Genomic DNA, 11,725 nt, shown 5'->3' with positions numbered 1-11,725 from the left:
TCGAGAGGAACGACGATGACCGAGACGGCCACGAGGCACACGGGTGCGCGGGCCGTGGTGGCGAACCTCGGCATCTCGCCGGACGGGTATGTGACCGGACCGGGTGGCGATGCCGACATGAGCCGGGTCGTCCGGCACCCGGTGAGCGACCAGGCCACCTGACAACCCACGCGAAACGAACGAAGCCCGCCTCGGTGCGACGGACCGATGACCGACGGCCACCCGCAGGGCCCGCGCACCGCCTCCCACGTCAAACGATGCTTGCGGCCGCGGCCGTGACAGGTCCCGAACCCGGGTCGGCGCCGTCCGCTATGGCGGCGATGATCCCGGCCGCCCAGTCTCGAGGGTGGTCGTGGCCGAGGGCGGTCGACAGGTGGATCATGCGGGTACGGCGTTCGCGGTGGGGCATTCGCAGTGCCCGTCGGAGGGCCCATACGAGGTCGGCCGGCGAGCGGGGGTCGGTGAGGAGGGCGCCGTGGGCGAGTTCCTCGGCTGCTCCGGCGTAGCGGGACAGCACCAGCACGCCGTTGCCGCCCGCAGCCGATTGGGCCGCCACGTACTCCTTCGCGGTGAGGTTCATCCCGTCCTGGAGCGACGTCACCCAGAACACGTCCGCGGCGAGGTAGTGGTCCAGGACCTCGACGAACGAGAGGTTGTACGGGAGGTATTCGACCGGTTGCCAGGTCGCGGTGCCGAACCGGGCGTTCACGTCGGCGATACGTCGTTCGAGGGCGACGCGGGTCGAATCGTAGGCGGTGATGCCGGGTTCGGGCGGCGGACAGACCAGTCGGAACCGGAAGCTGCCGTGCAGATCCGGGTCGGAGGCCAGAAGGGCGGCGACGGCGGCGACCTTGCGCTCGGGGGCCTTGACGTAGTCCAAGCGCTCGACGGAAAGCACCAAGTGGCCCACGGTGGACGGAGCGTGCGGCCCGCGCGACCGCACCATCGCGTCGATCGCCGCTCGGTCGACGCCCAGCGGATGCACGCCCACCCGCGGCACCCTACCGGCATCGCCCAGTGTGGCCCGGAAGTTGGCGGCGAATCCCTCGGTCTGGAAACCGGCCCAGTCCAGCGTCGTCAGCGAAGTTCGCACCTCGGCCGCCACCGGCAGCGAGTCGAAGACCCGGGCCGGCGGGAACGGCGTGTGATGGAAGAGGCCCACCCGCAAGTCGGGCCGCGACGCGCGCAGCAGCCCCGGTACGAGCCACAGGTTGTAGTCGTGCAGCCAGACGGTCGCCCGCTCGGCCGCCCGGTCCGCGATGTGCTCGGCGAAGCGGCGGTTGACGGTTCGGTACTCGACCCAGTCGGCGCTGTCGAAGCGCACGCGTTCCGGCTGCGACATCAGCGCCGGCCACAACGTTTCCTTGCAGGCCCGGTGGAAGTAGGCAGACCACGCCGCAGGTTCGAATCGCTGCAAGGACAACGCGAGGCCGCGATCGTCCTCCCCGGCCCCCGGGCCGAAAGCCGGGCCCGGACCCGCAGCCACGTCAACGCCCGCTCCGGCTCCGGCCAGGTCCGCCTCCCCCACCGCCCCCGCAACCCACAGCGCCGGGAACACCTCGGAGCCGTCCCCATGTTCCGCGCCGAGAACCGAACACAACGTCGGCAGGATCCCGTTCGGGCTGACCGGAGCGCGCCACCCGGTGGGGGTCCATACCCGGGGCGGCCGGTGATAGCCCACGACCAACGCGTGCTCCGGCTCCACCCAACCCAGATTCCGCAACGCTGCCACGATCCCCGCCGCGCCGTGCTGTTCGGTGCGGTACACCGTCTCGTCGCCGGCCACCGCCCGTTCCAGGGCGGGCTCGGCGCCACCGACCACCACACCGTGCGCGCCGATTCCGAACATCGACAGGTCGTTGAGCGAGTCGCCCGCGACCAGCATGTCCGCCCGGTCCCAATCCAACGAGCGCGCCAGGGCCACGACCGCCGCGCCCTTGTTCGCCCCCGGAGGCAGAACGTCGAAGTACCGATCGGCCGAGTACGCCCACGAGCACCCCAACGCGGCCACCGTGGCGATGAGTTCGTCGGTCAACTCCCCGGGAGGCAGGTCGAAGGAACACCGTCCCTCCTGCGGCACCCCGTCCTGATACCTCAGGGCGGAGAATCCGGAGAGCCCGTCGCGCACCCGGGCCGCACCGGGCCATCCCGCGCGCAGCCGGGACTGCAGATTCGCGACGGTACTCAGGTCCCTGCCATCGGCCAGGCTGGCTCCGACGTCGGCGACGACCCACCGTGGCCTGGGCACGAGCGGGTCGGCCAGCACCTGGCGCACCGAGGCCAGCCCGCGGCCGGTTGCGAAGACCACCGTGATCTCGGGATGACGCGACAGGATCCCGTGCAGCCGCAGGCGTTCGGCGTCCGTACCGCCCAACAACGTGCCGTCCAGATCGGTGACCAGGACTCTCACCACACCCCCCGACCGACCGATGAGCACGCCACGAACACCCCACACACAAACGAACGTCGATCGACCCACGTGCAAAACACGCTCCGCCCGACGAGCCGGAGAAGTGGTCGATCGACAACCTCGAAACGCTAACACGCGCGCGCAACCGTGGGGAGTACCGCAACTACCAGGGGTGATACCCGAGTTGCGTCGCTCGGAGCGGCGGCACCGGCTCGGCCGGCGCGAGCCACGCGGACAGTTCGTCGGCGTCCAGGGCCCCGCCCGATCCCGGAGCGGTAGCCGCCGCCGATCCGCAGGCCACTGCCGCCGCCAGAGATCGGGGCAGATCCCAGCCGGCGAGCAGACCGTGCACGAACCCGGCGTTGAAGCAATCGCCGGAACCCGTGGTGTCCACGACGCGAACCGGCACGGCGGGAACGGCGATCCGATTCCCGGCCCGCAGCGCGAACGCACCGTGCTTTCCGCGCTTGATCAGGACCGTGCTCACCAGTTCGCCCAGCAACGTCGCCGCGTCGTCCGGCGTGGCGGCACCGGTGAGGCGCAGCGCCTCGTCGACGTTGGGCGCGAAGACGTCCACACACGCCAGGACTTCACGCACGGTCGGCGTCTCCAACGTGACCGGTACGTCCTGGCAGTCCATGAAGATCGACGTGCCCGCCTCCCGCACCGCACGCAGCGTCTCCACGACCCCCGGGCCGTACCGCAGTTCGGGCAGTACGAGGATCCGCGGCCGGTGCACGCGCACCAGTTCGTCCACCGGGCGCGGCGTCACCGGATCCTGAAAGCTGACCATGGCCCGGTCCGCGCTGTACGAGAGCGCGACCGTGACACTGCGCACGGGCCCCGGATGGTGCCGGAATCCGGACTCGGGCAACCCCGCGGCCCGAGCCCCGTCCAGGACGTGCCGACTGAACTCGTCGTTCCCGAAGTCGGTGGCCCACACCACGTCGTCCCCCAGCCGGTGCAGCGCCATCGCCGGATTGAAGGCGCCACCGGGCAACATCTCGAACCCGCCGGCGAACGTCTCACGCCCCACGGCCACCGTCCGGGGCAGATCACGAAAGATCAGATCGGCGAAGTACGCCCCGGCAACCAGCACATCGCAACGAGCCTCGGAGATCCCCATCCCCGCATCATCGCCCCACCCTCGTCACGAGCGTCGGGCGTCGGGCGTCGGGCGTCGGGCCTGGGCCTTCGGGCATCGGCCGCCGAGTCCCGCCGAACCCGATCCTGACGACACGAGGCGCTTCACCGCTGGGAAATCGAAGACCCGCCCTGGCTTCGAGGAAGGCACCAGTCGCGGGTGGACGGGCGTAGCGCCGCGGCCATGGCGGCGACCCCCACGACGGCCGTCAGCGGGGCGACGACGAAGACGAGCACCGCGGGGGGTGCGTCCATCGTCAATCGCCCTCCCGTCATCAGGTATTGCGCGCTGCCACTCAAACCTTGCACGGCCACCACGCCGCCGGTGATCGCAATCATCCGGCGCCCGGCCGCGTGGCGCCGGAACAGCGACAGCGCGCCCGCGGCCAGTACGACCACCTCCACGATGGCCACCACCATGTTCGCCCTGATCACCCCACTCGGCGCGCCGGTGCCCGGTCTCAGGAATTCGTTGAACTTGAAGATCATGAACAGGAGCCCCGGAAGGCACAACACGGCCAGCACCACCGCGGCGGCCGCGGCGCCACCGGTGACCCGCTCCGGCGTCGCGTCGTTCCCGCTGTCGGGCGAACTGCCGAGGCGTGTCCAGGTGTTCGTCGACACCGCGGTCGGCGTCGCGGTCGGTACCGTGGTCGGCGTCGCGGTCCGCGACGATACAGCCGGCGGTTTCCTGCTCACCCCTACGGTGGAAACCGCAGGCGGCAGCGGAGCCGTGCGCGGCGCCGTGGCAGGCGGGGCGAACTCGTGTGTCGTCGGCACGGGTTCGGGCGCGTGGTCGAGGTGTCGCAGGGCCCGGGAGAGGTCGGCCGCAGTCGGATACCGCTCGTCCGGGTCCTTGCGCAGCAGCGTCAGCACGAGATCGTCCCAGGCGGACGGGACACCCGCGGCCACCGAGCCGGGGGCGGGCGGTTCCTCGGTGAGGTGAGCCGAGAGGTGGCCCACGGTGTCGGGCGCCCGGAACGGCAGCCGGCCCGTGATCAGTTCGAAGATCAGGCAGCCGAGGGCGTACAGGTCGCTGCGCGGTTCGGGGAAACCGCGCGCTTGTTCGGGAGCCATGTACGCGGGTGTGCCCACGATGAAGCCGGTCCGGGTGAGACGATCCGCGGTCGCGTAGGGGTCGGCTGCCCGCGCGACACCGAAATCGAGGACCTTCACGATGCCCGAACGCGTGACGAGGATGTTCGAGGGCTTGATGTCCCGGTGCAGGATCCCGGCTTCGTGCGCGTCCGCCAGCGCGTCGCATATCTGCGCGCCCCATCGGGCGACTTCCGGCAGGGTGACGCCGCCTCGGCGCAGCATGGCGTCCAGGCCCTCGCCTCGGATCAGCTCCATCACCAGAAACGGGGCCCGGGCGCCCTCGGTGTCGGTCTCACCGAGATCGTGGATGGTCACGATGTTGGGGTGTTGCAGTCGGGCGGTGATCCGAGCCTCGCGCAGGAACCGGGCGCGTGCCTCCGTGCCGTGGCTTCCGCCACCGGCGAGCATCGAGATCACCTTGACCGCGACGCGTCGGTCCAGCGACTCGTCCTGTGCCTCCCAGACCTGCCCCATGCCGCCCTCGCCGAGTTGCCGCACCAATCGGTAACGGCCTCCGAGAAGTTGGTCCCGCACAGCGTTGCCTCCCCCGTTGCGAACATCTCCGTCCTCCGTCGGCGAACCGACGCCCTGTGATCATGCCGTGTGACCGGAGCGGCGGCACGCCCATACGCGGAAAGCGCACCGCGCACGGGCGCCACCGGGTCGGCCGCATCGGGTCAGGTGAATGTCGTATCGGCCAGGGTGGTACCGAGGTAGGCCGCGGCCAGGCCCGCTGCGATGCCGATGATCACGTTCGCGGCGGCGAACGCCTTCGCGCCGGTCTCGGTCAGGCGGACGGTCTCGAAGGAGAAGGTGGAGTACGTGCTGAGCGTCGCGCACAGCCCGGGGCCGATCAGGTGTTGGAGGGCCGCGGGCACGGTGGTGGCGGTGGCGGCGCCGGTCAGGAAGCCGAGCCCGGCGCAGGCGGCCAGGTTGACCGCGAGGGTGCCCCACGGGAAGACGCCTTTGTGCCGGGCCTGGATGGCCTTGTCGGTCAGGTAGCGCAGGGGTGCGCCGACGAGGGCGCCGGTGATGACCATGAGCCAGTTCACGCCGGGCCCGCCTTCCGGGCGGCGCGGGGCGGCGCGAACCGCCGGGTGAGGCCGGCCGCACCCCACAGGGCGAACAGGGCGGCGGCGAGGGTGGCCGCGAGGTAGGCCGACGCGACGCCGGCGCGTCCGTCGTCGATCAGGTGTCGGGCGTCGACGGCGTAGGTGGAGAAGGTGGTGTAGCCGCCGAGGACGCCGGTGCCGAGGAAGGGCCGCACCAGGGGGTGGGCGGTGGTGCGTTCGGTGATCAGCACCATGAGCACGCCCATCAGGGCGCTGCCGGTGACGTTGATCCAGAAGGTGGTCCACGGGAACGTGCCCGGTGCGGTCGGCCAGATCAGGGTCGCGCCGTAGCGGGCACACGCGCCGATCACACCGCCCGCCGCGATCGCGGCGAGGATCTCGGCTTGCCGGCGGCGCGGCCCGGGCCGCGGCCACGGATCGATCGCGGTGTCGGGGTCGACCGGTTCGGCCTGCCACCCGCCCGGCGCGGCGGGTTCGGCGGGTTGATCGGGGCGCTGGTCAGGATGCACGGCGTTCAGGCTCCCACCTGATCGACTTGGCCCCGTGGCGCGCGGGCACGCACGGGGAAGGTCAGGTAGGGACCGTTGGCGACCGGGTCGCGGTTCGGGTACGGCGGGCCCCACCGCCGTGCGGCCGCCCATCGGACGACCGCACGGTCAGGATACCGACATGCGCGGCCGAGTCGGACGCGTCGAGGCTCTCGCCGGAGGGCCGGTCGGCGCGGCGGAGCCGGCTCGGGCGGCAGGCGGGCCCGCCGCCCTGCCGGCTCGTCGGCCGACAGCGACGACCGTAGGGAAGCCGGCTTGCGCGCAAAAGCGGGCTCGCTGCCCTACCGTCCGGGCGGCGTTCGCTACCGCGTCGCCGAGCCAGGCCAACACCGCGATCGCCGCGAGCTCGACCGCCAGGAAGACCCCGGTGACCCAGGCGTTGAGGCGAATGCCCAGGACGGCGACGAGCGAGGCCAGGGCGATGACGGCGAGTCCGGTGCGCTTTCCGCCGAGCGAGCCCCACACCACACCCAGGTAGTCGCCGGTGCCCAGCGCGATCACCGCCACCGTCAGGACTCCGCCGAGCGGGCCGAGCGCGAACAGCGCGAAGCCCGTCGACCGGCCGAGGGTACGCGCGGCGAAGGCGTACTCGCCGCCGGTGATCGGGAACGCGCTGGACAACTCGGCGTAACACAGGGCCATCAGCATCCGGGCGACGGCCGCGAGCGCGAAGGCCAGGGCCGCGGCGCCGGCGAGCCCGCTGATCGCCGACGGCATGATGATGAAGACGCTCGACGCGGGCGTGACCGAGGACAGCGTGATGAACATGTTCTCGCGCAGGCCGAGCGAGCGGGACAGGTCCTGGGCGTAGGCCGTCGGCTGCGCCGGCGAGGTGCCGGCGGGCGTCTGACTGCCATCGGATTCGACCATGAGACTCCCTTGTCAGTTCTTTGACGCCGGAGTCAATGATATGGAAGACTCCCACGTCAATAGGTATTCCATAACTTGGCACTCAGGACAGGGAACGGTGCATGGCGCGACCGAGGAACCAGACGGCGAGACGTGAGCAACTGGTCCACGCGGCCACCGCGGCGGTCGGCCGGCACGGTCTGGCCCAGTTGCGGGTGGCCGACATCGCCGAGGTGGCGGGCGTCGCCCGGGGGTCGGTCAGCTACTACTTCAGCGACCTGGGCGACCTGCTGCGGCAGGTGTACCAACAGGCCGCGGACCGCTTCTACACGTCCCGCACCGACACCGCCTCCCGGCTGCCCGACGCCCGCGACAAGCTCGTGGCCTGCGCACGGCGCGGCCTGCCGACCGGGCCGGAGGACGAACTCGCGGTCGTCCTGTACGAGTTCAGCGCCGCCGCTCGCGACGAGAGCGAATACGCCACGTTGGCGCAGAGCCTGTACGACCGACAGGTCGCCATGTACGGCTCGATTCTGGAGATCGGGCAGGCCCAGGGCCACTTCCGGTTCACCGAACCGATCCGGGACGTGGCCGCGAACCTGGTCACCCTCGAGGACGGCTACGGCCTGCACATCGTGAGCCGCAACTCATCGCTGCCGCCCGAGCGGGCCCTGGCCCTGATCCTGACCCACGCCCGCCAGGCCACCGGCTGCCCCGACCTGCGCCCGGACCGAGCCGTCCCCGATCCCGACACACCGGGCCGGGACGCGCCGGGCCGGGACGCGCCCGACCAGGGCACGCCGGCCCCGGACGCGGACGACCGCGGCACCGGTGGCCACCGCGCTCCCGACGACGACAACACCCGGAAAGGCACCGCGTGAACGCCCCCGCACCATCCCCCCTGACCTCCACCCCGTCGGGTCGCCCACGCGCCCGGGCCCTGGGCATCCGCCTCGACGGCACACCCGGGCCGGCCAACGCGCTCACCGACGTCCCCGGAGTCCGCATCGGCTACACGACCCTGGTCCAGGGGTCGTCGGTGCGCACCGGCGTCACCGCCGTGTTGCCGCGCGGCCGGGACGGCGTCGGCGTGCCGTGCGCCGCGGGTCGGTACACGCTCAACGGCAACGGCGAGATGACCGGCAGCAGTTGGCTCGACGAGACCGGCAGCCTGGCGGGCCCGGTGATGATCACCAACACACACGCGGTGGGTCCCGTGCACCGGGGGGTCGTCGACTGGACGGTGGCCAACCGACCCGAACTCGCGCGGCAGTGGCTGCTTCCGGTGGTCGCCGAGACCTGGGACGGCTACCTCAACGACATCAACGGCCCGCACGTCCGCGCCGAGCACGCGATCGCCGCGATCGACTCGGCTGCCTCCGGCCCGATCGAGGAGGGCTGCGTGGGCGGCGGGACCGGCATGAACTGCTATGGCTTCAAAGGCGGTTCGGGGACATCCAGCCGGGTGGTGGAGTACGGGACGGCCCGCTACACCGTCGGCGCCTTCGTCCAGGCCAACTTCGGCGCGCGGCGCGAACTGGTCGTCGCCGGCGTACCCGTGGGCCGGCGGCTGACCGAGGACAACCCGATGGAGGACACCGACTGGTTCGCCCCCGGCGGGGCCGGCTCGGTCATCGTGGTGATCGGCACCGACGCTCCCCTGCTGCCCGGTCAGTGCAAGGCCCTGGCCCGCCGGGTTCCGCTGGGCCTGGCCCGGACCGGCACGACCGGCAGCCACTTCTCCGGCGACATCTTCCTGGCCTTCTCCACCGCCAACCCCGGTGCCCTGACCAGTGTTTTCCCGCAATCCCCGCCCACGGACGAGGACTACGACACGCTGCGCCACATCCCCTGGGGCCGCATCGACCCGTTCTACGACGCGACCGTGCAGGCCGTCGAGGAGGCCGTACTCAACGCCCTGGTCACCGCCGAGGAGACCACCGGCCACCACGGCCACCGCACCCCGGCCCTCCCGCACGCCCGCCTCCGCACCCTGCTCGCCGAACGAGGCCCCGACATCGCCGGGTGAGGCCGTCTGCTCGATGGGTTCGGCCACGTCTCGACGCAGACCTCGCCTTCGGCGTGGACCACACGCCCACCATCCGCCGGGGCGAGGCGTCGGCGGCCCGCCTCGGCCCGGCGCACGGGAGCACCGGGTCGGATCCGGCCTCCGATATCCCGTTCGCGCGACCGCGCCGGCCGGATGGCGCGAGGCCTCGCGGGCCTGAATTCGGCCCGAGTGCCTCCCTGTACGGTGGTTTTCGGCCGGCGCCGAAAGGCGCGTCCACGGCCTTGGACGAGGGGGTTACGGGGATTTGAAAGTCACGGGGAAACGCCGAATATCGTTGGTCGCCGCGTTCGCGGCAACCGCCGCGATCGTGGGTGGATTGCAGCTCTCGGGCTCGGCGTTCGGCGACCAGAGCGACCAGGACGCCAAGCCGGCTCCGACCGCCGAGGCTCCGGCGCCGAACCAGCAGGCACTGGAAGGGGTCGAGGCACCCGACACGGGCTGGTCGGATGTGGACGGCACCGCGTTCGTCAACGGGCGGATGACGATTCCCGCGGTAAACCCCACCAAACAACGCGCGGCCGTCTCCGCCGCCGCGGCGGCGCCGTCCGGGCCCGGTTGGAAGTCGGGCGGCGCGACGAAGCTCCTGTCGACCGGCTACACGATCAAGTTCTACGACCAGAAGTCCGTCGACTGGCTGGGTCCATACGTCAAGCGCTCGGCTTCCGAGATCCAGCGCGAGACCGCGCTGCCGATCAAGGTGGACACCAAGCCGGTCGGCCACGACTACGTCCGTCCCAAGGGCGAGATCGTGATCGGCGCGTTCCTGAACCCGTGCGTGACGACCACCGACGGCAGTCCGTGGAAGATCGTCATGGACGGATCCGGTACCCCGGGGTGGAGTTGCGGGTTCCATTCGCGCAGCACCCCGGACACGGTCACCAGCGGGCACGCGTACATCAACACGTCCTTCTTCACCGCCGCCGGCAAGCCCACGGCGCGCTTCGGCGAGGTCGGCATGCGGAACCACATCAGCCACGAACTGGGCCACACCCTGGGTCTGGCACACGCCGACGACTCGCCCGGGAAGTGCGTCAAGGGCACGGACTCGGGTGAGAACCCGGTCATGTGCACGCTCTTGAACGCCTACCCGGACTCCCGAGCGGGCCAGTACGTACAGCAGTTCGACGTGCAGGGTCTACGCTCGCTGGCCGCCGCGGCCGGCGCTCCGGTGTCCCCGCAGGGCAAGGTCACCGGGATCGCCGGCAAGTGCCTGGACGTCAAGGGCGGCAAGCCGGCCAACGGCACCCAGATCCAGATCTACACCTGCAACACCGGCCCGGGCCAGTCCTGGATCCTGCACCCGGACGGCACACTGCGCTCGATGGGCAAGTGCCTGGACAACGCCCGCAACGCGAGCACCGAGAACAACAAGATCTCGCTGTTCGACTGCAACGCCTCGGCCGCGCAGAAGTGGCGGATCGACGCCAAGGGTCGGATCGTTCACGTCGCGAGTGGCAAGGTCCTCGACGTCAAGGGCGGCAACACCGCGAACAGCACCGTGGTGCAACTGCACTCCGCCAACGCGGGCAAGGGTCAACTCTGGAACGTCCCGAAGTAGGGACGACGGAAGCCGGACGGTGGAATTCCCCGTCGATCGGTGACGCGAGCCTCGGCAAGCGCACCCCTCGACAAGACGGCCCGGGTCGGCTCCCCCGACCCGGGCCGCCGCGCGTGCGACCCGGGACCCGGGGCGGCGGCCGCGTCGGTCAGCGACCGGAGGTCGGGCGCTTCGGCGGCTCGATGCGCACGCGCCGCTCGGCGGGCGCGTCCTCGAGGTCGTCGAGCTGCGCGACGATCGTGCTGCGCAGGTCGTCGTAGTCCGCGAAGTAGTAGTCGTTGAACAGGGTGTAGCCCGTCCACATCAGGTTGGCGCACACCCGCGCCGGCACCCGGCCGGTCTGCGCGCCCATGCCGACCAGCGCGACCGACGCGATGCTGCCCGGCGCCTCTTCGTTCTGCCGGTGGATCGCCTGGAACGCGGCGGCACACGCCAGCGCCACGTTCAGCGTCTCGCTGACGTTCTCCGACGACGTCTCCATCGTCGGGGTCGAGATCAGGAACTTCGGGTTGATCGCGCCGGACGAGACGCACACCGCGCTTCCCACCGGGAGGCTTCCCGCGAACCGGTCGCGGATCGCCCGTTGCACACGCAATTGAATACCCGCCCCGAGGTGGCGCTTGATGACCGCGTCGACCCCGCCGTCCATCCGCCCGCGCGAGTTGGTCGGGGTGACCCAGGCGTCGACCTTCTCATCGAGAATCGACCCTTGGTGAATCTCGATGCCGGGAGTGTCGGCGAACGCCGCCCGCCACGCCTGCACCACGTCGGCACTGATGTCGGTCAGCACCACCTCGAGCGGCGACTGCGCGCGATTTACCGTCATAACCCACTCCGATCAACGAATGCATCTTCCCGGCGTCTGCCACTGTTCAGGAACGATACCGAGTCGCACCGACAATGCGGATGTCGGTCGGGCTGCATACCCTGTCGTCATGATTGCGAGCGCACCGGCCCGGCGCCGGCGACGCTGTC

General features: G+C 71.0%; 11 protein-coding genes. 4 read left to right on the top strand and 7 right to left on the bottom strand.

What is annotated here, in order from left to right; translation table 11 throughout:
- The first annotated feature begins 15 nt into the window (after positions 1–15).
- On the top strand, positions 16–162 hold the full coding sequence (locus tag OG948_RS51825; protein ID WP_331772045.1) for a hypothetical protein: 147 nt from the start codon (positions 16–18) through the stop codon (positions 160–162).
- An 88-nt stretch (positions 163–250) separates the two neighbouring features.
- On the opposite strand, the gene OG948_RS51820 is transcribed toward OG948_RS51825, so the two are convergent.
- The 6 genes from OG948_RS51820 to OG948_RS51795 all read right to left on the bottom strand — a co-directional run bounded on the left by OG948_RS51820 (position 251) and on the right by OG948_RS51795 (position 7,142).
- A complete protein-coding gene (locus OG948_RS51820; RefSeq protein WP_331772044.1) occupies positions 251–2,410 on the bottom strand; it encodes a trehalose-6-phosphate synthase in 2,160 nt (719 codons plus the stop codon).
- A gap of 163 nt (positions 2,411–2,573) precedes the next feature.
- Positions 2,574–3,536: a carbohydrate kinase family protein gene (locus OG948_RS51815; protein WP_331772043.1), complete on the bottom strand. Its 963-nt coding sequence runs from the start codon at positions 3,534–3,536 to the stop codon at positions 2,574–2,576.
- Between the two features lie 122 nt (positions 3,537–3,658).
- Complete coding sequence (locus OG948_RS51810) at positions 3,659–5,185, bottom strand: serine/threonine-protein kinase (protein ID WP_331772042.1); 1,527 nt, start codon at positions 5,183–5,185, stop codon at positions 3,659–3,661.
- 143 nt (positions 5,186–5,328) lie between these two features.
- Positions 5,329–5,703, bottom strand: a complete 375-nt coding sequence (locus tag OG948_RS51805; RefSeq protein WP_331772041.1) for a CrcB family protein — start codon at positions 5,701–5,703, stop codon at positions 5,329–5,331.
- The gene (locus OG948_RS51800) at positions 5,700–6,233 is read right to left on the bottom strand and encodes a fluoride efflux transporter FluC (RefSeq protein WP_406300716.1); all 534 of its coding nucleotides are present in this window, start codon (positions 6,231–6,233) and stop codon (positions 5,700–5,702) included. The genes OG948_RS51805 and OG948_RS51800 overlap by 4 nt, the downstream gene beginning before the upstream one ends.
- A 147-nt stretch (positions 6,234–6,380) precedes the next feature.
- The gene (locus OG948_RS51795) at positions 6,381–7,142 is read right to left on the bottom strand and encodes an amino acid permease (RefSeq protein ID WP_331772040.1); all 762 of its coding nucleotides are present in this window, start codon (positions 7,140–7,142) and stop codon (positions 6,381–6,383) included.
- Between the two features lie 101 nt (positions 7,143–7,243).
- On the opposite strand from OG948_RS51795, the gene OG948_RS51790 reads away from it, so the two are divergent.
- The 3 genes from OG948_RS51790 to OG948_RS51780 all read left to right on the top strand — a co-directional run bounded on the left by OG948_RS51790 (position 7,244) and on the right by OG948_RS51780 (position 10,750).
- Positions 7,244–8,002, top strand: coding sequence for a TetR family transcriptional regulator C-terminal domain-containing protein (locus tag OG948_RS51790; RefSeq protein WP_331772039.1), 759 nt, complete (start codon positions 7,244–7,246; stop codon positions 8,000–8,002).
- Positions 7,999–9,150 (top strand): P1 family peptidase, encoded by a 1,152-nt coding sequence (locus OG948_RS51785; protein WP_331772038.1) that lies wholly within the window; start codon positions 7,999–8,001, stop codon positions 9,148–9,150. The genes OG948_RS51790 and OG948_RS51785 overlap by 4 nt, the downstream gene beginning before the upstream one ends.
- Before the next feature lie 349 nt (positions 9,151–9,499).
- Complete coding sequence (locus tag OG948_RS51780; RefSeq protein ID WP_406300715.1) at positions 9,500–10,750, top strand: ricin-type beta-trefoil lectin domain protein; 1,251 nt, start codon at positions 9,500–9,502, stop codon at positions 10,748–10,750.
- A 148-nt stretch (positions 10,751–10,898) separates the two neighbouring features.
- On the opposite strand, the gene OG948_RS51775 is transcribed toward OG948_RS51780, so the two are convergent.
- Complete coding sequence (locus tag OG948_RS51775; protein ID WP_331772036.1) at positions 10,899–11,576, bottom strand: macro domain-containing protein; 678 nt, start codon at positions 11,574–11,576, stop codon at positions 10,899–10,901.
- Positions 11,577–11,725: the final 149 nt, after the last annotated feature.

The organism is Embleya sp. NBC_00888, from assembly GCF_045207655.1.
Lineage (GTDB): Bacteria > Actinomycetota > Actinomycetes > Streptomycetales > Streptomycetaceae > Embleya.
Note: the sequence above shows the minus strand (reverse complement) of the source record. Positions and strands in the feature narration are given on the sequence as shown.

What these genes read in the sequence shown, in the direction of transcription:
- OG948_RS51790 (WP_331772039.1), top strand. Translation starts at nt 7,244, where the DNA reads ATGGCGCGACCGAGGAACCAGACGGCGAGACGTGAGCAACTGGTCCAC.
- OG948_RS51815 (WP_331772043.1), bottom strand. Translation starts at nt 3,536, where the DNA reads ATGGGGATCTCCGAGGCTCGTTGCGATGTGCTGGTTGCCGGGGCGTAC.
- OG948_RS51825 (WP_331772045.1), top strand. Translation starts at nt 16, where the DNA reads ATGACCGAGACGGCCACGAGGCACACGGGTGCGCGGGCCGTGGTGGCG.
- OG948_RS51775 (WP_331772036.1), bottom strand. Translation starts at nt 11,576, where the DNA reads ATGACGGTAAATCGCGCGCAGTCGCCGCTCGAGGTGGTGCTGACCGAC.
- OG948_RS51795 (WP_331772040.1), bottom strand. Translation starts at nt 7,142, where the DNA reads ATGGTCGAATCCGATGGCAGTCAGACGCCCGCCGGCACCTCGCCGGCG.